This is a genomic window from Couchioplanes caeruleus (assembly GCF_003751945.1).
GTDB classification, from domain to species: domain Bacteria; phylum Actinomycetota; class Actinomycetes; order Mycobacteriales; family Micromonosporaceae; genus Actinoplanes; species Actinoplanes caeruleus.
In genome coordinates, this window is sequence record NZ_RJKL01000001.1 from 2,230,400 (window position 1) to 2,257,299 (window position 26,900).

At 72.1% G+C, this 26,900-nt stretch carries 21 protein-coding genes and 1 pseudogene; all 22 read right to left on the reverse strand.

The window, feature by feature from the left end; translation table 11 throughout:
- Positions 1 to 10 precede the first annotated feature (10 nt).
- The 22 genes and pseudogenes from dnaE to EDD30_RS09755 all read right to left on the reverse strand — a co-directional run bounded on the left by dnaE (position 11) and on the right by EDD30_RS09755 (position 26,743).
- Complete coding sequence (gene dnaE, locus EDD30_RS09655; RefSeq protein WP_071806146.1) at positions 11 to 3,544, reverse strand: DNA polymerase III subunit alpha; 3,534 nt, start codon at positions 3,542 to 3,544, stop codon at positions 11 to 13.
- Between the two features lie 83 nt (positions 3,545 to 3,627).
- Positions 3,628 to 5,223 carry a MinD/ParA family ATP-binding protein gene (locus EDD30_RS09660; protein ID WP_071806145.1) on the reverse strand — a complete coding sequence of 532 codons (1,596 nt, stop codon included), beginning with the start codon at positions 5,221 to 5,223 and terminating at the stop codon, positions 3,628 to 3,630.
- 186 nt (positions 5,224 to 5,409) lie between these two features.
- Positions 5,410 to 6,432, reverse strand: a complete 1,023-nt coding sequence (locus EDD30_RS38940) for a hypothetical protein (RefSeq protein WP_170047321.1) — start codon at positions 6,430 to 6,432, stop codon at positions 5,410 to 5,412.
- A 29-nt stretch (positions 6,433 to 6,461) separates the two neighbouring features.
- Positions 6,462 to 7,388, reverse strand: a complete 927-nt coding sequence (locus EDD30_RS09670; protein ID WP_071806143.1) for an RluA family pseudouridine synthase — start codon at positions 7,386 to 7,388, stop codon at positions 6,462 to 6,464.
- A complete protein-coding gene (gene lspA / locus EDD30_RS09675) occupies positions 7,385 to 7,930 on the reverse strand; it encodes a signal peptidase II (protein ID WP_084556474.1) in 546 nt (181 codons plus the stop codon). The genes EDD30_RS09670 and lspA overlap by 4 nt, the downstream gene beginning before the upstream one ends.
- A 74-nt stretch (positions 7,931 to 8,004) precedes the next feature.
- Positions 8,005 to 8,406 (reverse strand): TraR/DksA family transcriptional regulator, encoded by a 402-nt coding sequence (locus EDD30_RS09680; protein WP_071806141.1) that lies wholly within the window; start codon positions 8,404 to 8,406, stop codon positions 8,005 to 8,007.
- Positions 8,407 to 8,709: 303 nt separating this feature from the next.
- Entirely contained in the window at positions 8,710 to 10,227 is a 1,518-nt protein-coding gene (locus tag EDD30_RS09685; protein WP_071806140.1) for a potassium/proton antiporter, read from the reverse strand.
- On the reverse strand, positions 10,224 to 10,583 hold the full coding sequence (locus EDD30_RS09690) for a DUF167 domain-containing protein (RefSeq protein WP_071806139.1): 360 nt from the start codon (positions 10,581 to 10,583) through the stop codon (positions 10,224 to 10,226). The genes EDD30_RS09685 and EDD30_RS09690 overlap by 4 nt, the downstream gene beginning before the upstream one ends.
- Positions 10,584 to 11,950: 1,367 nt before the next feature.
- Positions 11,951 to 12,137 (reverse strand): annotated as a pseudogene (locus EDD30_RS41965) (hypothetical protein); the annotation flags it as partial.
- 49 nt (positions 12,138 to 12,186) lie between these two features.
- Positions 12,187 to 13,008: a DivIVA domain-containing protein gene (locus tag EDD30_RS09700; protein WP_071806137.1), complete on the reverse strand. Its 822-nt coding sequence runs from the start codon at positions 13,006 to 13,008 to the stop codon at positions 12,187 to 12,189.
- A gap of 58 nt (positions 13,009 to 13,066) precedes the next feature.
- Complete coding sequence (locus EDD30_RS09705) at positions 13,067 to 13,372, reverse strand: YggT family protein (protein ID WP_071806136.1); 306 nt, start codon at positions 13,370 to 13,372, stop codon at positions 13,067 to 13,069.
- A gap of 24 nt (positions 13,373 to 13,396) precedes the next feature.
- Positions 13,397 to 14,110, reverse strand: a complete 714-nt coding sequence (locus tag EDD30_RS09710; protein ID WP_071806135.1) for a cell division protein SepF — start codon at positions 14,108 to 14,110, stop codon at positions 13,397 to 13,399.
- A gap of 224 nt (positions 14,111 to 14,334) precedes the next feature.
- The gene (locus EDD30_RS09715) at positions 14,335 to 15,147 is read right to left on the reverse strand and encodes a YggS family pyridoxal phosphate enzyme (RefSeq protein ID WP_071806134.1); all 813 of its coding nucleotides are present in this window, start codon (positions 15,145 to 15,147) and stop codon (positions 14,335 to 14,337) included.
- Between the two features lie 4 nt (positions 15,148 to 15,151).
- Entirely contained in the window at positions 15,152 to 16,297 is a 1,146-nt protein-coding gene (gene ftsZ, locus EDD30_RS09720; protein ID WP_071806133.1) for a cell division protein FtsZ, read from the reverse strand.
- A gap of 281 nt (positions 16,298 to 16,578) precedes the next feature.
- Positions 16,579 to 17,346 (reverse strand): cell division protein FtsQ/DivIB, encoded by a 768-nt coding sequence (locus EDD30_RS09725; protein WP_071806132.1) that lies wholly within the window; start codon positions 17,344 to 17,346, stop codon positions 16,579 to 16,581.
- A gap of 52 nt (positions 17,347 to 17,398) precedes the next feature.
- Entirely contained in the window at positions 17,399 to 18,817 is a 1,419-nt protein-coding gene (gene murC / locus EDD30_RS09730; protein ID WP_071806131.1) for a UDP-N-acetylmuramate--L-alanine ligase, read from the reverse strand.
- A gap of 28 nt (positions 18,818 to 18,845) precedes the next feature.
- Positions 18,846 to 19,955 carry an undecaprenyldiphospho-muramoylpentapeptide beta-N-acetylglucosaminyltransferase gene (gene murG, locus EDD30_RS09735; RefSeq protein WP_071806130.1) on the reverse strand — a complete coding sequence of 370 codons (1,110 nt, stop codon included), beginning with the start codon at positions 19,953 to 19,955 and terminating at the stop codon, positions 18,846 to 18,848.
- Positions 19,955 to 21,307, reverse strand: a complete 1,353-nt coding sequence (locus EDD30_RS09740; RefSeq protein WP_244945583.1) for an FtsW/RodA/SpoVE family cell cycle protein — start codon at positions 21,305 to 21,307, stop codon at positions 19,955 to 19,957. The genes murG and EDD30_RS09740 overlap by 1 nt, the downstream gene beginning before the upstream one ends.
- Positions 21,308 to 21,476: 169 nt before the next feature.
- Complete coding sequence (gene mraY / locus EDD30_RS09745; protein ID WP_071806128.1) at positions 21,477 to 22,574, reverse strand: phospho-N-acetylmuramoyl-pentapeptide-transferase; 1,098 nt, start codon at positions 22,572 to 22,574, stop codon at positions 21,477 to 21,479.
- Complete coding sequence (locus tag EDD30_RS38945; RefSeq protein WP_170047319.1) at positions 22,571 to 22,708, reverse strand: hypothetical protein; 138 nt, start codon at positions 22,706 to 22,708, stop codon at positions 22,571 to 22,573. The genes mraY and EDD30_RS38945 overlap by 4 nt, the downstream gene beginning before the upstream one ends.
- Positions 22,705 to 24,219: a UDP-N-acetylmuramoyl-L-alanyl-D-glutamate--2,6-diaminopimelate ligase gene (locus EDD30_RS09750; RefSeq protein WP_123678198.1), complete on the reverse strand. Its 1,515-nt coding sequence runs from the start codon at positions 24,217 to 24,219 to the stop codon at positions 22,705 to 22,707. Before EDD30_RS09750 ends, EDD30_RS38945 begins: the two co-directional genes overlap by 4 nt.
- Before the next feature lie 55 nt (positions 24,220 to 24,274).
- Entirely contained in the window at positions 24,275 to 26,743 is a 2,469-nt protein-coding gene (locus tag EDD30_RS09755; protein WP_123678199.1) for a peptidoglycan D,D-transpeptidase FtsI family protein, read from the reverse strand.
- Positions 26,744 to 26,900 lie beyond the last annotated feature (157 nt).

Consider the following 26,900-nt stretch of genomic DNA (forward strand, 5'->3'; position numbering starts at 1 on the left):
CCGGGGACCATCAGGCGACCGCCGAGGGGCCGAGGATCATCTTCAGGTCGGCGCGCAGCGCGGGCGTCGGCGCGACCTTGAACCCGCCCAGGCGCATGACCGTCTTGCGGCTGCCGTTGAGCAGGTGAACGTGCACCTCGCTGTCCCCCGGGTGGCTGACCAGGATCTCCTTGAGCTCGGAGACCAGCGGCGGCGTGCACCGGGTGATCGGCATGGTCAGGGTGATCGGCTTGCTGTCCGGGTTGTGGGTGACGTCGGGCATCGACATGTCCATCGCCATGATGCGCGGGGTGTCGTCGCGGCGGTCGACCCGGCCCTTCACGACGACGATGGCGTCCTCGGCGATGTACTGGCCGATCACCTCGTACGTGTTGGGGAAGAACAGCGCCTCCACCCCGCCGGCGAGGTCTTCCAGCGTGGCCGACGCCCAGGCGCGGCCCTGCTTGGTGATGCGCCGCTGCACGCCGGTGAGGATGCCGGCGAGGGTGACGACCTGCCCGTCGGGGACCGAGCCCTCCTCGTTGAGCGCCGCGATCGTGGTGTCGGCCGCATTGGCCAGCACCTGTTCGAGGCCGGCCAGCGGATGGTCGGACACGTAGAGGCCGAGCATCTCCCGCTCGAAGGCGAGCTTGTCGCGCTTGTCCCACTCGCCGTCGCTGATGGACGGCATCGCCACCGTCGCGGAGCTGCCGCCCGCGTCGTCGCCGAACGCGCCGAACAGGTCGAACTGCCCGGCGGCCTCGTTGCGCTTGACGTCGGCGTACGCGTCGATCGCCTCGGCGTGCACGGCGAGCAGGCCCTTGCGGCTGTGCCCCATGGAGTCGAAGGCGCCGGCCTTGATCAGGGATTCGATCGTCTTCTTGTTGCAGGCGACGGCGTCCACCTTGGACAGGAAGTCGTAGAAATCCTGATACTTGCCCTTCTCCTCGCGGCAGCGGGCGACCGCCTCCACCACGTTGTGCCCGACGTTGCGGATCGCGGCGAGACCGAAGCGGATGTCCCGGCCGACCGGGGTGAACGGGCCGGCGGACTCGTTGACGTCGGGCGGCAGGACCTGGATGCCCATGCGCCGGCACTCGGCCAGATACATCGCCATCTTGTCCTTGTCGTCGCCGACGCTGGTGAGCAGCCCGGCCATGTACTCCGCCGGGTAGTGCGCCTTGAGGTACGCCGTCCAGTACGACACCAGGCCGTACGCGGCCGAGTGCGCCTTGTTGAACGCATAGCCGGCGAACGGCACGAGGACGTCCCACACCGCCTGGATGGCCTCGTCGCTGTAACCGTGCTCCCGGCAGCCGTCGCGGAAGGGGATGAACTCCTTGTCGAGGATCTCCTTCTTCTTCTTGCCCATCGCCCGGCGGAGCAGGTCGGCCTGCCCGAGGCTGTAACCGGCCAGGATCTGCGCGGCGCGCTGCACCTGCTCCTGATAGACGATCAGACCGTACGTCGGCTCCAGGATCTCCTTGAGCGGCTCCTCCAGCTCCGGATGGATCGGGGTGATCTCCTGCAGCTTGTTCTTGCGCAGCGCGTAGTTGGTATGCGACTCGACGCCCATCGGACCGGGTCGGTACAGCGCCAGAACCGCGGAGATGTCCTCGAAGTTGTCCGGCTTCATCAGCCGCAGCAGCGACCGCATCGGCCCACCGTCGAGCTGGAAGACGCCCAGCGTGTCACCGCGGGCGAGGAGCTCGTACGCGGCCTTGTCGTCCAGCGGCAGACCCAGCAGGTCCAGTTCCATGCCGTGGTTGAGCTGGATGTTCTTCACCGCGTCGTCGATGATCGTCAGGTTGCGCAGGCCGAGGAAGTCCATCTTCAGCAGCCCGAGCGTCTCGCAGGTCGGATAGTCGAACTGCGTGATGATCACGCCGTCGGTGGCCCGGCGCATGAGCGGGATGTGGTCGATGATCGGCTCGGCGCTCATGATCACGCCGGCCGCGTGCACGCCGGTCTGCCGGATCAGGCCCTCGATGCCGCGCGCGGTGTCGATCACCTTCTTGACGTCGGGATCCTGCTCGTACAGGGTCCGGACCTCACCGGCCTCGCTGTACCGCTTGTGCTCCTTGTCGAAGATGCCGGAGAGCGGGATGCCCTTGCCCATCACGTCCGGCGGCAGGGCCTTGGTGATGCGGTCGCCGACCGCGAACGGATAGCCGAGCACCCGGGCGGAGTCCTTGATCGCGGCCTTCGCCTTGATCGTGCCGAAGGTCGCGATCTGCGCAACCTTGTCCTCGCCCCACTTGTCGGTGACATAGCGGATGACCTCGCCGCGCCGGCGCTCGTCGAAGTCGATGTCGACGTCGGGCATGGAGACGCGCTCGGGGTTGAGGAACCGCTCGAAGATCAGGCCGTGCGGCAGCGGGTCCAGGTCGGTGATGCCCATCGCGTACGCGACCAGCGAGCCGGCCGCCGAGCCGCGGCCCGGGCCCACCGCGATGCCGTTGCGCTTGGACCACTGGATGAAGTCGGCGACCACGAGGAAGTACGACGGGAAGCCCATCTGGACGATGATCCCGAGCTCGTACTCCGCCTGCTTGATGTGCGTCTCGGGGATGCCGCCGGGAAACCGCCGCTTGAGGCCCTCGAACGCCTCGTGCCGGAACCAGGACTCCTCGGTGTGGCCCTCCGGCACCGGGAAGCGGGGCATCAGGTTCTTGAACGAGAACATCCCCTCGGTGTCGACCTTCTCGGCCACGAGCAGCGTGTTGCGGCAACCCTCCAGCCAGGCGTCGGAGGAGTCGACCGCGCGCATCTGGTCGGCGGACTTGATGAAGTAGCCGCCGCCGTCGAAGCGGAACCGGTTGGGGTCGGCGATGTTGCTGCCGGTCTGCACGCACAGCAGCACGTCGTGCGCCTCGGCCTGGGACTCGTGCGTGTAGTGCGAGTCGTTGGTGACCAGCGGCGGGATACCGAGCCGGCGGCTGATGTCGAGCAGCCCGTCGCGGACCCGGTTCTCGATCTCGAGGCCGTGGTCCATGATCTCGAGGAAGTAGTTCTCCTTGCCGAAGATCTCCTGGTACTGCGCGGCGACCCGGTAGGCCTCCTCGTCCTGTCCCAGGCGCAGCCGGGTCTGCACCGCGCCGGACGGGCAGCCCGTCGTCGCCATGATGCCCTCGGCGTGCTCGGCGATGATGTCCATGTCCATCCGGGGCCACTTGACGTAGTGGCCCTCCATGGACGCCCGGCTGCTGAGGCGGAAGAGGTTCTTCAGGCCCCGCGCGTCGCGCGCCCACATCGTCTTGTGAGTGATCGCGCCGTTACCGGAGATGTCGTCGGACTTCTGCTCGGGGCGGCCCCACTTGACCCGGGCCTTGTGCAGTCGCGACTCGGGTGCCACGTACGCCTCGATGCCGATCACCGGGGTGATGCCGGCCGCGGTCGCCTGCTGGTAGAAGTCGTACGCCCCGTGCATGTTGCCGTGATCGGTGATCGCCACGGCGGGCATGCCGAGGCGATTCGCCTCGGTGAACAGGTCCTTCAGCCTGGCGGCGCCGTCGAGCATCGAATACTCGGTGTGCACGTGAAGGTGCACGAACGAGTCAGACACCCAGGGCCCCCTTACTCCCGCGGCGGATCCAGCCCTGAGAGCCTAGTCCTTCGGCCGCGGCGGACGGCACCGGTGACACCCGGCTATTCGGCGAATGGCTCGATCATCACCGCGGCGGCGCGTAGCCAGGCCTGCTTCGTCTCGGGCTGCAGCACGGTGTACTCGATCGAGGAGCCCACCTCGAGCGCCGGGTCGTAGGGCACGACGGCCACCGCACGGGTCCGGGTGGCGAAATGCTTGGCGAGATCGTCGAGGAGCGGCAGCTTGCCGGGCGACGGGCAGGAGATCAGCGTCACCGCGTTGGCGACGAGGTCCTCCATGCCGGTCTCGTTGAGCACGTCCAGCATCCAGTCGGCGGTGAACGCGGCATCCTCGCGCGGCACCGTGGTCACGACGAGCTGGTCGGCGCTGCGCATCACCGTCTGCCAGTTGACGCTCTCGACGTTGTTGCCGGTGTCCACACAGATCACATCGTGGGTACGCCGCAGGAGGTCCATCACCCGGCGCACGGTGCTCTGGTCGAGCCGCTGGGCGAAGCGGGGATTCTCCTCGCCGGCGAGTACGTCGTAGGACCCGTCGGAGGCGTGCCGCAGGTATCCGTCGAAGAACTGCATCAGGTCGTTGCCGTGCATGTTCTCGATCTCGATCAGATCGCCGACCAGGTGCCGGATCGTGCGCGCGTGCCGGGCGCTGCCGGCGCGCAGGCCGAGCGTGCCGCGCAGCTCGTTGTCGTCCCAGGCCAGCACGCCGCGGCCGCGGACGCTGCCGATGGTCGCCGCGGCCAGCACGGTCGCCGTGGTCTTGTGTACGCCGCCCTTGGGGTTGGCGAAGGCCAGCACCCGCGGCTTGCCGAGGATGCGGCGCAGCACCCCGGCGGCGCGGTCCTCGGGCTCCGGCCGGGTCTGGCGCCACTCGATGCGCGCGGCCGGCGGCGAGACGGGCGCCGGCGCCCCGCTCGGCAGCGCACCGGGCGCCGGCGACAACGGCGCCCCGAGCAGCGCTCCGGGACCGTGCGGCGGCTGGTTCTGCGGCGGCACGGCGGGCGCGTGCGGCGCCGGGTGACGCTGCGGCGGTGCGGTCAGCGGCGGGGCGGCGGCCTGCGGCGGAACGGCCGGCGGGCGCAGCATCGACGGCGAGCCGGCCGGGATCGCTCCGCGGCCGTGCGGCATGCCGGGCTCCGGCGCGACCCGGCCGATCGACGGCGGCACCGCGCGGGTGGCCGGGTTGAAGAAGCTGTGCGGCTCGGCGTCGGACCGGGCGTGGAACCCCTCGCTGATGCGCGACTGGCGGCGCCCCTCCAGGGAATGGGCCGGGCGGGGCTCGGCCAGGCGCGGATCGACCGGCGGCGACAGCGGCTCGGTAGCGCCGAGACGCTCGCCCAGGCCGGCCCGGCCGGGACGCCGGTCGAGCGGGTTGATCGGCGGCCGGCGCGGCGGCTCCGCCGGGCTGTAACCGTTCGGCTCGCGCCCGGCCTGGTCGCGCATGCGCGGGTCCAGAGGGTTGTACGGACGGCCGGGGCGGCTCGGCAGCGGCGGTCCGCTCACCGGGCGGCGCCCCTCGGCCTCGGCCTCCTCGGCGTCGTCGCCCGTCCGGGAGGCATGCCGGGCGCGGTCGAGCAGCCCCCGCCAACGCGGGGCTGGTTCCGCAGGCCGGCCCCAGCCGGTCTCGGTCCCGTCCACGGCTCGTCCTCCCAGCGCCTACTCGATCTCGGTGTCCTCGGCGAGCGTTCCCGCCCTGCAACAGGCTACGGACGCCGACCCCCTTCGGGCCACACCTGACAGCCCCAAATGCACGAGCTGCCGGACAGGTACGTCCACCGGTTCATACGGCTGGCAGGGGCGTCCCGGCCGACGCAGACGGAAAAATTAACGCCCGGACGCGCTCCGGGATGCTCCCGAGGCCGAGGACGGCACGCCGGGACCCGGGTTCGCGGGCGGGGCAGGGGGCACGGCTGCGCTCTCCTCCGGTGCCGTGGCAGCGGGTCCGGTCTCCCGGACGGGGTCGGCGGGTGAGGCCGATGTCACACCCGCTCCGGTCGATGAGGGTAGTGGCGCGGACGCGGCGGGGGCAACAGTCACGGCCTGCGACGGCACAGGCGGCTCTTTGCCCTCGTGCACGGTCGTCGTCTGCTCCGGCAGCACCGGGCGGAACTCGGTGCGATCGAGCTGGCGCACCTCCGGCGCCGGATCCACCACCCTGACCTCGGCACGGGTGCCGATCCGCGCCAGCACGGCCGGATCGGCCCGGACGACCGCGGCGAAGACGCAGGCGCACTGCGCACGGAAGGCGGCAGCCTCCTCCGCGGCGGTCTGTGCGGCGCTGTCGTACGCCCGCCGCAGCCGGAGCTCGTCCACGCCGTCACCGGCCAGCTCGCCGCCGAGCTTGCGGTAGTCGGCCTGCTCCTGGTCGCGGGCCAGGGCGGCGTTGAGCATCCCGGCGACGACGTCCTGCGGCATCCGGTAGACCGGGATCTTCACCACCTGGGTCCGGACGTTCGGCAGTGGCACCCGGGCGTACACCTGGGCCACCGCCGCGCCCTCCAGCAGGCCGGGCAGCTTGTCGGCACCGTAGTAGGAGACCAGGCTCACCAGTGCCCAGGTCTCCCCGGCCGCCGGCGCGCCCGAGGCCGGGAGCAGGGCGGCAAGCTCGTGGTCGCTGGAGCGCAGGTAGCCCGACACGGACTGGCCCTCGACCACGCCGACCCGCACGACGTCGCCCTCGGGACCCGGCACGCGGTCGGGGCCGCGGTCGGTCATCGTCACGACCGCGACCAGCAGGGCGACGGCCGACAGGGTGAGCCCGGTCAGCACCCACAGCCGCAGCGGCCCGGCGACGGCGGGAGGCAGGCTGCGCGCCGCCGCCGGCATCATCCGGTCCCCGGGCCTCATGGGCGTGTCCTCCTCCTGGCGGAGGGTCGTCAGCTCGCGTCGCGGAGCACGTCCAACGCGTACCCCAGATCGTCAGGGTAGTCGCTGACGAAGCGAACCTCATCGTGCGTACGGGGATGGACGAAGCCGAGTTCGCGGGCGTGCAGCCACTGGCGGCCCAACTGAAGGCGCGCGGCGAGGGTCGGGTCGGCGCCGTACGTGAGGTCGCCCACGCACGGGTGCCGCAGGGCCGAGAAGTGCACCCGGATCTGGTGGGTGCGCCCGGTCTCCAGCTTCACGTCGACCAGGCTCGCGGAGCGGAACGCCTCCAGCGTGTCGTAATGGGTGACGCTCGGCTTGCCGCCGGACATGACCGCGTACTTGTAGTCGGCGGTGGGGTGCCGGTCGATCGGCGCGTCGACCGTGCCGCGCAGCGGGTCGAGGTGGCCCTGCACGACGGCGTGGTAGCGCTTGTCGACCTCGCGCTCCTTGAACGCGCGCTTGAGCACGCTGTACGCGGTCTCGCTCTTCGCCACGACCATGAGCCCGGTGGTGCCGACGTCGAGGCGGTGCACCACGCCCTGACGCTCGGCGGCGCCGCTGGTGGCGACGTTCTGCCCCATCGCGGCCAGGCCGCCGATCACGGTCGGGCCGGTCCAGCCCGGGCTCGGGTGCGCCGCCACGCCGACCGGCTTGTCGACCACGACGATGTCCTCGTCGCTGTAGACGATTCCCATCCCGTGCACCGGCTCGGCCACGAGCACGGGTGCGGTGACCGGCGCGGGCAGGGTGACCTCGAGCCACGCGCCCGCGCTGACCTTGTCGGACTTGGGTCGCGGCACGCCGTCGACCAGGGCGTCGCCGGCCTCGACCAGCGTGGCGGCGGCGGTGCGGGACAGCCCGAACAGCCGGGACACGGCCTGGTCCAGGCGCATGCCGTCCAGGCCGTCGGGTACGGGCAGGGAACGCGCGGTCATGCTGTGGTCTTCTCTCCCGGTTCGTCGCTGGCGGTCGCACGCTTGGTCAGCCGGGTGCCGTCACGCTGGCGGCCGGTCAGCTCCAGCAGGACGGCGAGCACGACCCCGACGCTCAGGCAGCTATCGGCGATGTTGAACACCGCGAAATACTCACCGTACGGCCCGAACAGGCTGATCATGTCGACGACGTGCCCCTGGAACACCCCGGGGGCCCGGAACAGCCGGTCGCCGAGATTGCCCAGCGCGCCGCCCAGCACGAGGCCGAGCGCCACCGCCCACGGCACGGAGCGTAGCCGTAGCGTCATCGCGCCGATCCAGCCGACCACGACGAGCGTGACCAGCGGGAACACCCAGGTGTATCCGCTACCCAGGCTGAAGGCGGCGCCGCTGTTGCGCAGCAGGGAGAGATGGACCAGGCCGCCGAGGATCCGCACCGGGTGGCCCTCGGTGAGCCCGTTGGTGGAGAGCTCCTTGGTGAGCTGGTCGAGCAGGAGGCCGAACAGCGCGGTGAGGCCGAGGACGACCACGGCCTTGCGCCGCATCCCGGCCGGCGCAGGCGCCGGCGCCGGCTCGGCGCCGGCCGGCTCCGGGCCGGAACCGGCTGACTTGTCGGCGTTCAGCGTCGCTCCTCCAACTGCTTGCAGGCCACGCACCGGGTCGCGACCGGGAACGCCGCCAGCCGCTCGACCGGGATGGCGTTGCCGCACCGCTCGCACCAACCGTAGTTGCCCTCGCCGAGGCGCTCGAGGGCACGCTCCACCTGGGTGATGCGCTCCAGCAGGTTGTTGGCGAGGGTGATCTCCTGCTCCCGCTCGAACGTCTTCGTGCCGGTGTCCGCCTGGTCATCCCCGGCGGAGTCGGCGAGCCGTTCCCGCTGCAGCTCGGTGATCTCGGTGAGCGACTGGTCGTATTCGGCCTGCAGCTCGTCGCGGCGCTCGACCAGCGCGGCGCGGATCTTCTCGGTCTCCGCCGCGCTGCGGGTCCGCTCGGACGCAGCCTTCTCGGTTGCCTTGGCCATCGTCGCTCCCCTGGGCCGCGCGAGGCGCGCGGCGAAATCGGCGGTGTCGGTGAATGCAGGATGCGGTCGCCCACCGCCCCTGCGTGTCGTCGGGTCACACCCCCGCGCGACGGGTCACGCCCCCGCGCGACCCGGTGCACGGCCCCCACGTGCACGAAAGGCGCGGCCGTTTCTGCCGCGCACCCCCGGAGGCTCGCAAGGATACGGAACGTGAAGAGCGGCGACAACATGGCGCACCGATCCGGCCGAGCGTCAAATGCTGAGGAATCGCCCACCCCCACGGTCGGATTCCCGACGCCGGCGTCACCGGCCTCCCGGCCGCTCGGCGCCGTCCTCGCCGAACCAGCGGGCCAGCCGCCCCCGGCGGCTGACCGCGCGCAGCCGGCGCTCGGCGGTGTCCCGGACCTCCGCCGTCGTGACGATCAGCATGCTGTCCCCCGTACGCAACCGGGTGTCCGGTCCCGGCACGAAGCCGGCGCCATCGCGGACGACCAGCGTGACGCTGGCGCCCACCGGCAGCCTGAGCTCGTCGATGTGCACCCCCGCGAGCCGGGACCCGGGCGCCACGTCGATCTGCAACAGGTCGGCGCGCATCCGCTCCAGCGGCGCCGTCTCGACGTGGATCTCGACCGCCTCGGCCGGCGCCGTGACGCCCAGCCGGCGCGCGGCCGGGGCGAGCGTCCCGGCCTGCACCAGAGTGAAGATGATCACGAGCAGGAACACGGCGTTGAAGAGCCCATCCGCGCCCGGGGTGGCGCTGGAGAGCGGGATGGTCGCCAGCACGATCGGGACCGCGCCGCGCAACCCGGCCCAGGAGAGGAAGGCCTGGCCGCGCCAGCCGAGCCGCCCGACGCTGCGGGTCACGACGGCCGAGACGCCGACCGACAGGGGCCGCGCGAGCAGCACCAACACGCCTCCGACGACGAGCGCCGGCACGAGCGCGGCGGGCAGCTCGTGGGGCGAGACCAACAGTCCGAGCAGGACGAAGAGCCCTATCTGCGCGATCCAGGCGAGCCCGTCCGCGAACCCGAGGATGGACCGTCGATGGGGCAGCCGCGCGTTGCCCAGGACCACGCCGGCCGCGTAGACGGCCAGGAAGCCGGAGGCGTGGGCGACGGCGCCGGCCGCGTACGCCAGCACGGTCAGGCCCACGGCCGCGATCGGATAGAGCCCGGCCGACGGCAGGGCGGCGTGCCGCAACAGCCAGCGCCCGACCAGGCCGACGGTGACCCCGATGGCGGCGCCGGCGGCGAGCTCGAAGGCCACGACCAGCAGCTCGTGCCACCACGGCCGGGCGAACCCGGCGGTGGAGAGCAGCACCACCAGCAGCACCACGGGAGCGTCGTTCATGCCGGACTCGGCCTCGAGCGTCGCGACCAGCCGCGGCGGCAGGCGCAGCCGCCGCAGGGTGGCGAAGACCGCCGCGGCGTCGGTCGACGACAGCACGGCGCCGTAGAGCAGGGCGAGCTGCCAGTCGAGCCCGAGCACCCAGTGCACGACGGCGCCGACGACCGCGATGCTGACGGCCACCCCGAGGGTGGCCAGGACCGCGGACAGGCCCAGCACCGGGCGCAGGGTGCTCCAGCGCGCGGTCAACCCGCCCTCGGCGATGATCATGATCAGGGCGCAGAAGCCGAGCGTACGGGTGAGCTCGGCGTCGTCGAACCGGATCCCGATCCCCGCCTCGCCGAGAGCCATCCCGATGAGCAGATAGACGAGGAGGCTGGGCACCCCCATCCGGGTCGACAGCCGGACCGCGGCGACCGCGACGAGCAGGACGGCGGCCCCGACGAGCAGGGCGAGGTCCAGCCCGCCGCTCATGCGGTCCCGTCGCGCAGTTCCCCGAGCCGCGGCCCGACGTCACCGGCGACCGTGAACACCTTGTCCCGGCTGGTGGCGCCGACCTTGAGGGTCACGGCGCCGGGACGCACGCCCAGGGCCTCGGCCAGCGCCCGCCGGACCGCCTCGGTGGCCTTGCCGTCCACCGCCGGGGCCGCGACGGCGACGATCAGCGCGGGACCGTGCCGCCCGTCGTACCGGCCGCCGACCCGGTTGCGCCCGGCACCGGGACGGACCCGTACCGCGACGGAGCAGTCCCCCGACCCGGACGCGGCCGGACCCCCGGACGCCGGTGCCGTAACACCGGATTCGGAGGAGGACACACGCCGCTTGGCCATGCCCCATTGTGCCGATCTTCGCGGCGCCACCGAAGCGGGGTCGGCCGACAACCCACCGTGATTCCGGCTCCCGGCCCGCTCCCGGCACACTCACAACTTGATCCCGGCCCGTTCCCGGCCCGATCCGGGCTGCTCCCGGCCCGGTCCCGGCACGTTCCCGGCTGCTCCCGGCCCGGTCCCGGCAGGTTCCCGGCTGCTCCCGGCCCGGTCCCGGCTTGCTCCCGGCTTGCGAGCGGACCGCGAGCGGACCGGCTAGTGGCGTACGGCGGCCGCGACCAGGCGATCGACCGGCCGGCACTGGCCGCAGGGGCTGAAGCCCAGCTCGACCGCCTCCGCGACCGGCAGCCCCTCGGTTTGCCGGCCGCTCAGGTGCGGGCAGTCGGCGACGTGGTAGCGCGGCCGTCCGTCCACGACCACCACCTCGGCGTCGAGCCGGGCCACCCGGACCGCGTCGGCGGGCCGGACCTTCTGTGGAAGCGGTTCGTCGTCCGGGTCGTCGGGATCGGGGTCGCCGAACTCACCCGCCGCGACAGGCTCCCCGCGACCGGACCACGACGACTCCTCCGCCCTGCCGGAATCGGACCAGGCCGGCTCCCCCGCCCTGCCGGACTCGGACCAGGCCGGCTCCCCCGCCCTGCCGGACTCGGACCACGACGACTCCGAAGAGGAGTCGGCGACGGTGGGAGCGGCGTCGGAGGCACGGCGCCACGAGTCGTCGTCCTCCGCGCGGGCTCCGCCGATCATCGACGATGCCTGGTCATAGTCCCCGGCCGTACGGTCCGCGTCCGGGCCCGAGTGTGGGGCGCGGGCCGCGCCGAGGACGTCCGGCCCCTCGGCGTCGCGCTCGAGGCGCTGGGTCACGTCGGGTCCGGCGCCGCCGGCGGCGGTCCAGGACCGGTCTCCGAGGACCGCCTCGGTGTCGCGCTGACCCGCGGCACGGGCGGCGGCACGGTCCGCCTCGCTGTCACGCTGACCCGCGGCACCCCCGGCACCCCCTGCACCCCCGGCACGGTCCGCCCCACTGTCACGCTGACCCGCGGCGTGGGCGGCGGCGCGGTCCGGCTCGCTGTCGGAAGCGACGGCGGCGTCCCAGGCCGGATCGCGGTCGTCGCGGGAGTGGCCCGGCGACGCCTGCGCATCCTCGGCGTCCGAAGTGGCTGTGGGCGCCGAACCGGATGTGTCCGGCTCCGCGAAAGTGACCGGCCGCACGGGCAGATCCGCCTCCGCGAAAGCCGCGGCCATGGCGGAGTGGTCCGGGGAAGCGGCCTGTCCTGCGCCGCGGACGGCGGAGACGGGCTCACCACGACCAGTGGAAACCGGCTCGCCACGGTCGGCGGCAGCGGTGGTGGATGGTGGGTCTTCCAGGTCGGCGGGGAGGGGTTCGCCGACGGCGCGACGGCCGGCCGTGGCCTGCCGGGCGCCGATGACCAGGGCCACCGCGGCCAGCAGGCTGGCGACGATGGAGCTGATCAGCAGGGTGCTCGAGCCACCGGCCAGGCCGAGGACGAGCAGAACCACAGCGACGAGGATGAGCAGCAGACTCGCAACGATCATGGCTCATCCCCGCCGCAGTGGATACGTCGTTCAGGGGTGACGCAGGGGGTCAGCGGCCCGTCTCGATCGACGTGGCGCGGCTGCCGCCGTACGAGCCGGCGAGGCCCGCCGCGGCGAGGCCGCCCGAGCCGCCGACCGTGCGGTTGGCGTCGGCGCGGGTCATCTCCGCCTCCAGGCCCTGGCCGCGGCCGTCGAGGTCGCGGAGCTGGCTCTCGAGGTAAGCCTTCAGCCGCGTGCGGTACTCCCGCTCGAACTGCTTGAGCTCCTCGATGTGCTTCTGCAGCGCGGACCGCTTGGCGTCCAGGCCGCCCATGGCCTCCTGGTGACGCTGGCGGGCGTCCCGCTCGAGGGCGTCCGCCTTGGCGCGGGCCTCGCGGGTGACCTCCTCCGCCTTGGAGCGGGCGTCGGAGAGAAGCTTGTCGGCCTCGCGGCGCGCGTCCGACACGTGGTCGTCGGCGGTACGCTGGGCCATCATGAGGACGCGCAGCGCCTGCTGCTCGCCGTCACCGCTGCCGGACGACGACGGGCCTGCGCCGACCGGGCCCTGGGCGCGGACCTGCTCGAGCTCGGCCTGCATCTGCCGGGCCGCCTGCTCGGCTGCCGTCTTGTCACGCTGGACGCGGTCGAGCTGCGCCTTCATGTCGTTGAGCTCGGCCGCGAGGCGGGGGTCGGCGCTCGGGCCGGCCGGTGCGCCACCCCGTCCACCGCGCTCCACCTGGGCGCGCAGCTCGTTGTTCTCCTCGATCAGACGGGCGAGTTCACGCTCGACCTCGTCAAGGAAGGCGTCGACCTCCTCCTCGTCGTACCCCCGTTTGCCGATCGGGGGCTTCTTGAAGGCGACGTTGTGCACGTCCGCCGGGGTCAGCGGCATCGAAACTCCTCGGGTCAGTTGCGGCCGCGTGGGGAGCAGCCGATCAGGGCGCCCGCGGTCAGGCAAAGTTCCAGATCAGCTTCTCTAACACGAATCTCAAAAGCACGAACAGGATAACCAGCAGGACCAGGGATGCCAGGTCCAAGCTCACGGTACCAATTCGAAGCGGTGGGATCACACGCCTCAACGCCTTGAGGGGTGGATCAGTGACGCTCCACACCGATTCCAATGCCGCCGACGCACCCCGTCCAGGCTGCCATCTCCGCCCATACTGCAGCACCGCACCCAGCACGAACCGGGCCAGCAGGGTCAGGAAGAACACATAGACCAACAGATAGATGATCTGAAACACGATCGACAGCACGTCAGACGGGTCCCTCGTTAGGGGTCAACTCTGGGTGAAGAAGCCGCCCTCAGCGATCTTGGCTTTGTCCTCCGCGGTGACCTGGACGTTGGCCGGTGAGAGCAGGAAAACCCTGTTGGTCACGCGCTCGATCGTACCGCGAAGGCCGAACGCGAGTCCGGCGGCGAAGTCGACCAGCCGGCGGGCGTCTCCCTCATCCATCTCGGTGAGATTGATGATCACCGGCACGCCGTCGCGGAAGTGCTCGCCGATCGTGCGGGCTTCCCGGTACGTCGTCGGGTGCAGCGTGGTGATCTGGTACCGCTGCTCGTCCTCGGCCGGCCGCTGGTGCACCTGCGTCTGCGGCGCGAGCGCCAGATTGTCGCGGGTGGAGTAGCTCAGCGCACCCGAGGGCTCGCTCACCGATGCGGACGGACGGGTGATCGAGCGCACACTGCCCCGCTCGGCCCGGTCGTGCTCCTCGCGGTCGAGTGCCGCGGCGGCCCGCTCCAGCCGGCCGCTGCTCCGCTCGGACGCGCGGGCCCGCGGCAGCGAGGGAGCGTCGTCGACGTCGTCCTCGTCGTCGGCGTACTCGTCGGCGTAGCGGTAACCGGAGTCGCGCTCCCGGGCCCGGTCCCGGTCGCGGTCACGGTCGCGCTCCCGATCGCGGTATCCGCCGTCGCGGTAACCGCGGTCGTCGTACTGGTCGTCCTCCTCGACCAGGCCCAGCCACACACCGGCCTTGCGCAGCGCGCTCATGCCATCACCAGACCCTGCTCGGCGCCGAACCGCTCGTCCATGCCCCCACCTCCATCCGTGTGCGGCCCGCGCCCCCGGGCGTGCCGCTTCCCCCCTTGCACGGATTCCGTGATCTTCAAACCTTCGGACCCCGGCGCCCGCTAACGACGCTGCGTCGTCGGGCGCGCCGCCCTGAGCACGTCGCGCGTAAACAACACGTATGTAGTTTGCTGCCCGCCGCAAGGCTACCGCAGCGTGTTTCGCATCCCGAGCAAAGATGTGCCGATCCGCACGTGTGTCGCTCCGTGCCGGACGGCCTCCTCGAGGTCGCCGCTCATGCCCGCCGATAGCACCGTCGCATCCGGATGATCGGCTCGGAGCCGGTCGGCGGTCGCCGCCAGCGCCGCGAACGCCCGCGCCGGTTCCCACCCCAACGGTGCGACCGCCATCAGGCCGCGCAACCGCAGCATCCCGGCGGACGCGACGAGGTCGGCGATCCGCCACAGATCCCGCTCCGGATCGAGGGAAGCCCCGGGCGAAGCAGCCGCGCCGCCGCCGGCCGGCGAACTGCCGCCCGCCGCCGCGGCACCGGCCGGCGAGCGGCCGGCGGCCGGGTCGACCGCTCCTCCACGCGCCGGGTCGCCGTCGAGGCTCACCTGGATCAGCACGTCGAGCGGCCGGTCCCGATGCTTGCCGGCGGCGGCGTCCAGAGCGGACGCCAGCCGCAGCGAGCCGACCGACTCGACGACGTCGGCGTAGCGCACCACCGAGGCGGCCTTGTTGCGCTGCAACTGCCCGACGAAATGCCACCGAACCGAGGCGCCCGCCTCGGCGACCGCGGCCGCCTTCGCCGCGGCTTCCTGGTCCTTGTTCTCCCCGACGTCGGTGACGCCGAGCCCGGCCAGGAGCACGACGTCGGCCGCCGGGTACGTCTTGGTCACGGCGACCAGAGCCACGCTGCCCGGGTCGCGCCCGGCCGCCGTGCAGGCACGCGCGATCCGCTCGCGCACCTCGGCGAGCGAGGCGGCCAGTTCTTCCCTGCGTGCCTGTTCCGGCAAGCCGTCAGGAACCGTTCTTCAGGAAGTCCGGCACGTCGACGTCGTCGAAGAGCACCCGGCGGGGCGGCGGGGTGGTCGCGGCCGCAGCCGGCGGCGTCACCGCAGCCGGGCTGACCGGCGCGGGCACGCTGGGCGTCACCGCGGGCGGCGCCGTCGGCTGCTGCACCACCTTGCGGGCCGGCTCCGACGGCTTGTACGACGGTGTCCCTCCGTCGAAGCCGGCGGCGATCACCGTGACCCGCACTTCGTCGCCTAGCGCGTCGTCGATGACGGCACCGAAGATGATGTTGGCATCCGGGTGGGCCGCGTCGGTGACGAGCTGCGCCGCGTCGTTGATCTCGAAGAGGCCGAGGTCCGAGCCGCCGGCGATGGAGAGCAGCACGCCGCGCGCGCCGTCCATGCTCTGCTCCAGCAGCGGGCTGGAGATGGCCTTCTCGGCGGCCTCGACCGCGCGGTTGTCGCCGCGGGCGCTGCCGATGCCCATGAGCGCGCTGCCCGCGCCGCTCATGACGCTCTTGACGTCGGCGAAGTCCAGGTTGATCAGACCCGGCGTGGTGATCAGGTCGGTGATGCCCTGCACGCCGGAGAGCAGCACCTGGTCGGCCTGGCGGAACGCGTCCATCATGCTGATGCCGCGGTCGCCGAGCGCGAGCAGCCGGTCGTTCGGAATGACGATCAGCGTGTCGCACTGGTTGCGCAGCTCGTCGATGCCCGACTCGGCCTGCACCTGGCGGCGCTTACCCTCGAACGAGAACGGCCGGGTCACCACGCCGATGGTCAGCGCGCCGAGCTTGCGGGCGATGTTCGCGACCACGGGCGCCCCGCCCGTACCCGTGCCGCCGCCCTCGCCGCAGGTCACGAAGACCATGTCGGCCCCCTTGAGGACCTCCTCGATCTCGTCGCGGTGATCCTCGGCGGCGTTCTTGCCGACCTCGGGCTGCGCACCGGCGCCGAGCCCGCGGGTCAGCTCGCGGCCGACGTCGAGCTTGACGTCGGCATCGGACATCAGCAGCGCCTGGGCATCGGTGTTGATCGCGATGAACTCGACTCCCTTGAGCCCTACTTCGATCATGCGGTTCACGGCGTTCACGCCACCGCCACCGATGCCGACGACCTTGATGACCGCAAGATAGTTGTGCGGAGGTGTCATCGGGCTCAGCCTTCCCTTCCAGGATTGGCGGACGTCGAGGCCCCAGCGGTCCGGCCAAGAACCGCCATCGACGTCCGCTCCGTACAAGGGAGGGCGAGGAAACCCTCACCCTCTACTAGAGGCTTAGTGTTATGTCAACTACTGAACCTCTCGGGGCAACGTAAGCGGACGTGTCGCCCGATCCAAGGACCAACGCGGCGTGTCGGCGTCCGCTGATGAGGCGAGTATCCGACTCAGCCGTAACCTTCGACGTAATAAGCCGTTTGGCGTGTCTTGTCCGATTACCGGATGGTGACCACCGTCGGCGCGCTCACGTCGATCGTGTCGCCCTTGCGCGGCAGCAGCGCGGTCGCCACCTGAGCCTTCTTCTCGCTCTCGGTGTCGTCGCCCCAGATGATTGTCCTGTCCTTGCGCAACCCCAGCCTGACCTGTGCCGGCGCCGGCACCGAGATCGACACGAGCTGCTCGCGCAGTTCGGCGGTGAGCGAGGAGAGCACCACCAGCGCGGAGCGGGTGTTGACGTCGGCCGGACCCGGCGCCGCGAGCTTGGCCACCGGCAGCCCCGCCGGCCGCTTCACGACCGTCCGGAAGGCGACCCCCTCGGCATCGATGAGCGAGAACTCCTTGCCCACGGGTACGGCGGCCACGGCCGTACGCTCCACGACCTGCACCTCGACCGTGGCGGGCCAGCTTCGCGACACGATCGCCCGCTCGACGGCCGGCAGCGCCTGCACCCGTGCCCGGATCGCGTCGAGGTCGACCCGGGCGAGCGGCTCGCTCATCCGGACCGAGGCCGCCTCCTCGATCTGGAGGGGGGTCAGCGTGTCGGTGCCGACGATCCGTACCTCGCGGACTCCCAGCACCGACGTGCCGTACACGGTCCAGAGCAGCGCGCCCACGGTGACGAGCACGCCCAGTCCGACGGCCCAGGGCAGCGCCGCGCGCAGCCGGCGCTGCCGGGCGCGGGCCATGAACCGCCGCACCGACGGCGGGACGGCGTCCGTGTCCGCCCGCACCAGCCGCCAGTTGCGTCCGCCCCCGTCGCTCACCGCACCCCCCGGTCGTCCCGTCGCCGCCGCCGGCCGGCGGCTCGAAGTCGGATCAGCCCTCCGCCAGCGCGGCGAGCAGCTCGTCGCCCATCAGGGAGATCGGCGGCGCACCCATGGTCACCACCACGTCGCCGGGCCGACTGCGGCGCACCACCTCGGCCGGCACGTCCTCCCAGGACGGCACGAACGCCTTGCGCTCGGCCGGCAGGTCGATCGCGGCCGTGAGCGCGACACCGCCCTCGCCCGGTCCGCGGGTCTCGCCCGGGCCGAAGACCTCCATGACGATCACCTCGTCGGCGATCGCCAGCCCCTCGGCCAGCTCGGCCTGCAGGTCACGGGTGCGGTAGACCCGGTACGGCTGGAACACCACCACGAGACGCCCGGAGCCCGCGACCTCGCGCAGGGTGCGCAGCGCCGCCTTGACGGAGGTCGGGTGGTAGGCGTACTCGTCGTAGACCCGGACACCCGCGACCGTGCCCTTGCGCTCGAAGCGCCGGCGCACGCCGGGGAAGGACCCGAGCGCCTCGGTGATCTTCTCGAGCGGGATACCCAGCCGCAGGGCGGTCAGCACCGCGGCGGCGCTGTTGAGCCCCATGTGCCGGCCGGGCAGCGCGAGCGCGATCTCACCCAGCGGCTTGCCGTCGAGGGTCGCCTGGTAGCGCACGCCCTGCACGGAGGAGACCACGTCGGTCAGCCGGAGGTCGGCGTCCTCGCTCTCCCCGTACGTGTAGACGGTCCGGCCCTTGGCGCGCAGCGCCGCGAGGAGCTCCTGCACGCCCTCGTCGTCGACGCAGGTGACGACGAAGCCGTCGGGATGGGCGAGCTCGGCGAACTCCAGGAAGCCCGCCTTGAGCCCGTCCAGGTCACCCCAGTTGTTGAGGTGGTCGCCCTCGATGTTGGTGACGATCGAGACGTACGGCCGGTAGACCAGGAACGACTTGTCGCTCTCGTCGGCCTCGGCCACGAAGTACGGGCCGGTGCCGTGGTGCCCGTTCGATCCGGCCGCGGAGATCTCGCCGCCGATGACGAACGACGGGTCCTCGCCGGCGTGCTGCAGGATCACGGTCATGATCGACGTCGTGGTGGTCTTGCCGTGGGTGCCGGCGACGGCGATCGTGCGACGGCCGGTCATCGCCGCGGCGAGCGCCTCGGAGCGGTGCAGCACGCGCAGGCCGCGCCGGCGCGCCTCGACGATCTCCACGTGGTCCTGCGGGATCGCGGTGGAGTAGACGACGGTGTCGACGCCGTCGAGGTTGGCCGGTTCGTGCGCCATGTGCACCGTCCCGCCGAGCGCGCGCAGGGCGGTGAGGGCGGGCCACTCGCGCAGCTCGCTGCCGGAGACCGGGACGCCGCGGGTCAGCAGCAGGCGGGCCAGCCCGCCCATCCCGACGCCGCCGATGCCGATGAGGTGAACGGTGCCCAGGTCCTCGGCGGTCAACCCGCCGGCCGGCTTCAGCTCCGCCGTGTTCACGCCGTCACTCTCCTGTATCCGAGATAAGTCATCGGCGGGCGACCGCCTCACACACGAAGTCCAGCAACGCCTCGTCGCCGTCGCGGCGGCCGTAGGAACCCGCCGCCCGGCCCATCGCGGCGAGCCGCTGCGGGTCACGGGCCAGCGGGATGACCGTACGCTCGATCCACTCCGGAGTCAGCTCGGCGTTGTCGACGAGCAGCCCGCCGCCGGATTCAACGACCGGCAGGGCATTACGCTTCTGTTCCTGGTTGCTGTGCGGGTACGGCACGTAGACGGCGGGCATGCCGATCGCCGTGGTCTCGGCGACCGTGATCGCCCCGCCGCGGCACAGCATCAGGTCGGCGGCCGCGTATCCGAGCTGCATGTCCGACAGGTAGGGCACCACGACGTACGGCACCGGCAGGTCGCTGGGCACCTCGAACGGGTCGTTGCGCCCGCCCTGCACGTGCAGCACCTGAATGCCCGCGTGGGCGATCTTCTTGGCCGCCGCGGCCACCGCCAGGTTGATGGTGCGGGCACCCGAGGAACCGCCGGAGACGAAGAGCACCGGCAGGTCGGGGCGCAGGCCGAAGTGGTACAGCGCCTGGGCGCGCAGCCCGGCGCGGTCCATCCGGGTGATGGCCGTGCGCAGCGGCACGCCGACGACCCTGGCGTGGCGCAGCGACTCGACGGCCTTCGGCTGGTTGGGGAAACCCACCGCGACGTTCTTGGTGAACCGCATGCCCATCCGGTTGGCCACGCCCGGCGGCACGTTGACCTCGTGGATGACGATCGGCAGCTCGCGCCGCCACGCCGCAAGGTACGCCGGCACCGACACGTACCCGCCGAAGCCCACCACCACGTCGGCCTTGACCTCGTCGAGGATCTTCCCCGCGGCGGCCGCGGACTTGTACATCCGGTCCGGGGTGCGCAGCAGGTTGAGGTTGATCGCGCGCGGGAGCTGGAACGCCGGGATCACCCGCAGGTCGTATCCGGCCGGCGGGATGAGGTCGTTCTCCATGCCCTTCGGGCTGCCCAGGGTGGTGATGCGCACCTCGGGGAAGTGACGCCGCAGCGCGTCGGCGAAGGCGAGCAGCGGATAGATGTGACCGCCGGTGCCACCCCCGGCGAGCACGACAGACCGCAGCACACCCATCACCGTCTCCCCACACCCCCCTTGTCAGCGGATGCCCGGTTACCCGCCTTGCGGGCGGAAGGGCGCGAAGGACCCGGCCGCCGCGGCGGAGGGAGCGGCGGCAGCGGAGCCCACACTAGTCGTACCCACCGGGAGGGCGGACGGGCGTGCAGGGCTCGGGCGGCTTCGGGCTCGGCGCGGGCGAAGGAGGCGAGGATGCCGACGCCGGCCATCGTCACCACCAGCGCGCTGCCGCCTGCGGAGATGAACGGCAGCGGCAGGCCGGTGATCGGCAGCAGGCCGACCACGCCGCCGATGTTGATGACCGCCTGGGCGACCAGCCAGGTGGTGATGCCGGTCGCGGCGAGACGCCGGAACGGGTCCTCGACGCGGCGGGCGATCCGGAAGCCGGTGTACGCGAGCACCGCGAACAGCGCCACGATCACCATGCAGCCGACCACGCCCAGCTCCTCGGCGACCACCGCGAAGATGAAGTCGTTGTCGGCCGCGGGCAGCCAGTTCCACTTCAGGGCGCCCTTGCCGAGCCCCACGCCGAACCAGCCGCCCTCGTAGATGGCCGAGCGGCCCTGCAGGATCTGGTAGCAGAGGTCGAAGTCGCACTTTTCCGGCGACGTCAGGAACGTGGTCAGGCGCTGCAGCCGGTAGTTCGGCTCGCCCTCGGTGCCGGAGCCGGCGCCACGGGAGGCGGCGGCGATGAGCAGGCCGATGCCGGCGAGCCCGAGGACACCCAGCGCCGCGAACACCCGCAGCCGCACCCCGGCCGCCCAGAGCAGGCCGATGATCAGCGCCAGCAGGACCAGCATGGTGCCCAGGTCGTTGTAGCCGACCAGGACGAACATCAGGCCGATCACGGGGAACAGCGGCATGGACAGCTCGCGCCAGTAGCCGAGCGACGCGCCCTTGCGGGCGATGACGTCGGCGCCCCAGAGCACCACGCCCAGCTTGGCGAGCTCGGAGGGCTGGATGCCGACCGGGCCGATGTAGAGCCACAGCAGCTCGGCGTGCAAGGGGCCGAGCGTCGGCTCCTTGAGGATCTCCACGGCCTTGAGGGCCATCAGGAAGTCCAGGAGGCCGAGCAGCACGACCGCGGCGCCGAGCACGTACACCCCGAGGAAACGCAGCGTGCCCGCCGGCAGGCGCTGGCAGATCCAGAAGCCCACCAGGCCCAGCACGGCGAAGACCAACTGGTTGCGGACGGCGCCGAAGGCGCTGCCCTTCTCCGCGTACGCCATGACGCTGGTCGCGGAGAACACCATGGTCAGGCCGATCACCAGCAGCAGGACCGAGCTGGCGATCAGCAGGTAGTACGAGGACAGCGGCCGGGCGAGCAATCCGTGCACCGCGGGCAGCATCTGCTGGCTCAGCGTCTTGGGCCGTACCGGCGGCGGCGCGGGCTGCACGGTGGCGGCCGGCGACACGGTGACCGTGGTCCGGGTTTCTGGCTTGTCCTCCCCCATGCCCACCATCATGGTGGCGCGACACGCCACGCCTCGGATAACGCCGTGGCGTGTCGCGGGAGATCTATCCCATGACGCGCAGGAAGTCGCTGTAGAACAGCCCCAGTCCGATCGCGACGCAGATACCGGCGACGATCCAGAAGCGGACCACGATATTGACCTCGCTCCAGCCCGCCAGCTCGAAGTGGTGCTGCAGCGGCGACATCCGGAAGACCCGCTTGCCCGTGGTCTTGAACGAGATGATCTGGATGACGACGGACATCGTGATGATGACGAACAGGCCGCCGATGATGATCGACAGCAGCGTGGTGCGGGTCGCCATGGCGAGGCCGCCGATGAGCCCACCCAGGCCCAGGGCGCCCGTGTCACCCATGAAGATCCGCGCCGGGGACGTGTTCCACCAGAGGAAGCCGACACAGGCGCCGGCCGCGGCCGAGGCGATCAGGGCGACCTCCAGTGGGTCGCGCACCTCATAGCAGTAGTTTCCCGTGTACGCGGTGTCGCCGCACCAGTGGCGGTACTGCCAGAATCCGATCAGCGCGTACGCCCCCAGCACCAGGATCGACGCGCCGGTGGCCAGGCCGTCGAGGCCGTCGGTCAGGTTCACGCCGTTCGACATCGACATGATGACGAAGACGAAGACGATGACCGACCCGACCTTGCCGACGTCGAGGAAGCTGATGTCGCGGATGAACGAGATGTGCTCGCTCGCCACGGTCTGCCCGTTGGTGCTCGGCACGTAGAGCGCCGCGACGCCGAGGCCGCCGCCGACCAGGAGCTGCCCGAGCAGCTTGCCCTTGGCGCTCAACCCTCCGGAGTGCCGCTTGCGCACCTTGAGGAAGTCGTCGAGGAAGCCGACGGCGCCGCAGAAGACGAACAGGCCGAGCAGCACCAGACCCGTCATGGTCGGATCGACCTGGGCGATCTGCTGCGACGGCAGCGTGGTCAGGGCGATGTGCCCGGCCACGTACGCCAGCACGGTCGCGACGATGAACGCCACGCCGCCCATCGTGGGGGTGCCCTGCTTGCCCTGGTGGCTGGCCGGTCCGACGGCGCGGATCGGCTGGCCCGCCTTCAGCGCGGTGAACACGCGGATGGCGACCGGGGTGATGAACAGCGAGATGATGAACGCGACCGCGGCCGCGACGATGACTGCCCTCACGGGCTTACCTCCTCGGCGGCCGCATGCACGCGCAACGCATCGGCCACCTCCCACGTGCGGTAGCGCGAACCCTGGACCAGCACCACGTCGTCGGGGCGCGGGCCGGCGGCCTCGCCCGGCGTCATACGGATCACGCGGCACCGCCCAGGCGCCCGGCCAGCGCGGCGGCGAGCTCGATCCGGTCGTCGAACGGCAGCACCGAGCCGTTCACCTCCTGGCCTCGTTCGTGTCCCTTGCCGAGGACGGCCACGACGTCGCCGGGACCGGCCAGCCGTACCGCCTCGTCGATGGCGGCCCGGCGGCCCGCCACCTCGATGATCTTCGTCGACGCGCCGGCCTGTTCGGCGCCCCGGCGGACCGCGGCGCGCACTGCGGCCGGATCCTCGGTCCGCGGATTGTCATCGGTGATCACCACGATGTCCGCGCCGCGAGCCGCGGCCGCGCCCATCAGCGGCCGCTTGCCGCGGTCGCGGTCGCCGCCGGCGCCGATGACGCAGACCAGCGCCCCGCCGCGGGCCGAGGCGACCTCACGCAGGGCGGTCAGCGCGGCAACGACCGCGTCCGGCTTGTGCGCGTAGTCGACGACGCCGGTCACGTCGCCCGGCGAGTGGACCCGCTCGAGGCGGCCCGGCACACCGGGACAGGCGGCGATGCCGCGCGCGGCGACCCGCGGGGCGATGCCGGCCGCGACCAGGACGGCGAGCGCGAGCAGCGCGTTGGCGACGTTGTGCCGCCCGGGCAGCGCCACCCCCGCCGGCACGGCCCCGCCCGGGCCGTGCGCGGTGAACCGCTGCCCGGTGGCGTCGCCGGTGATGCCGGTCGCGTACCAGGTGGCCGCCGTGTCGCCGGACGCCGAGTAGCCGATGGTGTCCGGCTTGGTGAGCGGTAGGAGCGCCGGGTCGTCGGCGTTGAGCACCTCGAAGCGGCAGCGGCCGTCGAAGAGCTTCGCCTTGGCGGCGAAGTAGTCCTCCGCGCTGGCGTGGAAGTCGAGGTGGTCCTGGCCGAAGTTGGTGTACCCGCCGACGGTGAAGCGGACGCCGCCGACCCGGCCCAGGGCCAGCGCGTGACTGGACACCTCCATCACCACCGCGGTGACCCCGCGCTCGACGGCGACGGCGAGCATGGCGTGCAGGTCGGTGGCCTCCGGGGTGGTCCGGGCGCTCTTCACCGACAGGTCGCCGAGGCGGGTCTCCACCGTGCCGATCAGCCCGGTCGTCAGCCCGGCGGCGCGCAGGCCCGCGTCGGCCAGGTACGCCGTGCTGGTCTTGCCCGCCGTGCCGGTCAGCCCGATGACGGTCAGCTTCGCGGACGGGTCGCCGTAGATCGCGGAGGCCGTCTTGCCGAGCACCGCGCGCGGGTCGGGCACCGCCAGCACGGGCAGCCCCGCGGCGGCCGCGGTGTCGCGCCCGGCCGGGTCGGTCAGCACGGCGGTGGCGCCCGCCCGGGCCGCGGCGCCGGCGAACTCGACGCCGTGACGGTGGGTGCCGGGCAGGGCGGCGTACAGGTCGCCGGGTCGCACCTCGCCGCTGGCGTGGGTCACGCCGGTGACCGTGGCGTCCGTGCCGGCCAGCTCCGCGTCGACCAGCGCCGCGAGGTCGGCCAGCCGGGACGACCGGGCGGTCTGGGGACGGGGAATGCCGGACACGGCGTCAGACCCTACCCGGTCAGGTGGACCCGGCGGCGAACCCCATCCGCGTGGCTCACTCCTTCCACCGGAACGTCGGCGGCTTCGTGCCCGAGGGCGGTACCCGATAGTGCAGCAGCGCCGAACCCATCATCTTGCTGAAGGCCGGCGCGGCGATGACGCCGCCGGTGCCGTTCGGCACGTCGGCGAAGACGCCGACGACGAAGCGCGGCTTCTCGGCCGGCGCCATGCCGATGAACGACCCGGCGTTGTGGTTCGTGTACTGGCCGTCGACCAGCAGGCTGCCCGTGCCGGTCTTGCCGGAGACCCGGTAGCCGTCGACCTTGGCCGCCGAACCGGTGGCGCCCTTGGAGTCGACGACCGCCTCCATCATCTCGCGCAGGTCGCGGGCCACCTGGGTGTCGAGCACCCGGTGCGTCTCCGGGGGCGCGGCCGGGGTGACCGTTCCGTCCCGGCCGGAGATGGTGGCCTTGATCAGGTGCGGCTGGATGTAGACGCCGTCGTTGGCGATCGCGCCGTAGCCGGCGGCCATCTGCAGCAGCGTCGCGTCGACGCTGTGCCCGATCGGCACCGAGCCCCAGGCCGAACCGCTCCACTCGTCAGGATGCAGCAGCCGGCCGGACGCCTCCCCGGGCATGCCCTCGTTGGTAGGCCGGCCCAGCCCGAACTTCTGCTGGTACTCGTACAGCTTCTCCTTGCCTAGCTTCTGGGCGATGCGGATCGAGCCCACGTTGGACGAGTACGCCAGCACCTGCGGAATGCTGAGCTTCGTACCGTTCGGGAAGGGGTGCGTGTCGGTGAAGAGCCGGCCGCCGAGCCGCATCGCCCGGCCGACGGTGATGTCGGAGTTCTTGTCGACGAGGCCCTCCTGCATGGCCGCGCCGATGGTGAACGCCTTGTGCGTCGAGCCCGGGTCGGAGATCACGCTGGAGACCGCGTCCTCGCGCTCCTTCGGCGTGAAGTCGAACGGCTTCTGCGCGTTGTACGGCGGGTAGCTGGCCTGCGCGAGCACCTCGCCGGTCTGCACGTCCAGCACGATGGCGCCGGCGACCGTCGCGTTGATCTTCTCCATCCGCTGGCTGAGGTAGCGCTGCACCTCGAACTGCAGGTCCCGGTCGATGGTGAGCTGGATCGACGAGCCGGGCGCGGCCGGCGTCTCGCGGCGGTAGCCGCCGGGGATCTCCTTGGCGAGGTTGCCGCGGCCGGTCTCGTACACCTTGATGCCGTTGGTGCCGCGCAGCAGCTCGTCGTAGCGGGCCTCGATGCCCTCCAGCCCGGTGTGGTCCTCGCCGGTGAAACCGATCAGGTTCGCGGCCAGGTCCGCACCGGGGACGTCGCGACGCTCGTCGCGGCGGGACCCGATGCCGGCCAGGTTCAGCTTCTCGATCTTCTCCGCGACCGCGATGTCGACGCCGCGGGCGAGGAACTCGAAGCGGGAGGCGCCGCCGCCGGGGCGCTTCTTCTTCGCCATGAGCTGCACCAGCTCGGACTGCGGCACGCCGAGCAGCGGGGAGAGCTGGGCCGCCGCCTGAGTGGGATTCTCCACCAGCTCAGGATCGGCGTAGACGTAGCGGGCCTCGACGCTGTGCGCCAGCACGGCGCCGGAGCGGTCCAGGATGCTGCCCCGCGGCGCCGGCAGCACGACCTCGGTCAGCCGGTTCTTCCGCTGCTCCAGCAGGCTCTGTGCCGCGGCCGGCGAGTCCATGACCTGCAGCACGACCAGCCGTACGCCGATCATCACGAACAGCGCGAGCGCCAGCACCGTGCCCAGCCGCAGCCGCCTGGCGCTGTTGGCCAGGCGCGGTGGCTCGGGCGCAACGACCGGCCTCAGGCGGCGGTCGGCGGTCCGCGGCGGCGCGGCGCCGGCCCGGGTCCCGCCCGCTCGACGTGGTCCCGGGGTGGAGGCGACGCGGCGTTCCCGTCCCGCATCGGTGCGCCCGGCGGTGGTCCGGCGCGCGGCCGGGCGCCCCCGGCCGGCACCCGCGGTCGTGCGTGTCGGCTCACCACGGCCGGCCTGGACGCGCCCGCGGTCCGCCGTGCTGCCGCGGCCGGTCTCCTTGCCGCCCCGGCCGGCCTCTCTGCCGGCCCGGCCACTCTCCTTGTCTGCACGGGCATCCCGGTCAGCGCGGGCGTCCCGTCCCCGGCCGGTGCCCCGGGTGCCGGCGTCATCCGGGTCACGACGGTTGCGTCCGCGGGTGCTCTCCTGTGCGCCACCGTCGTTGCGGCCACGCCGCTGCGGTGGCAGGTCCTCCTCGGCGTCACGGCGGCGTTCCGGCGCGGGGCGCCCGCCGTCGAGCACCTGCAGCGACGGACGGAACGGGTCGCTGGTGCGTCCGGCCCGCGGCGATCGGGTGCGCTGGTCGCCCTCGCGGACGGTCCGGCCGCGCGGGGTGTAGGCCCGCGCGTCCCCGATGCCGCCGAAGCCGCGGTCCGGCTCGCCGTCGCCGGGTGTCTGGTCCTGTGAAGAAGCGCCGCGCCGGGGCTGGGAGCCCCGGCGCGGCGTCTCGTCCGAGCGCGGCGTCACCGCGCTACTGCCCGGCTGCGGGAAGCGTGCCCTGACCCGGCACAGCCTGACCCGGCACAGCCTGACCCGGCACAGCCTGACCCGGCACAGCCTGACCCGGCACAGCCTGACCCGGCACAGCCTGACCCGGCACAGCCTGACCCGGCACAGCCTGACC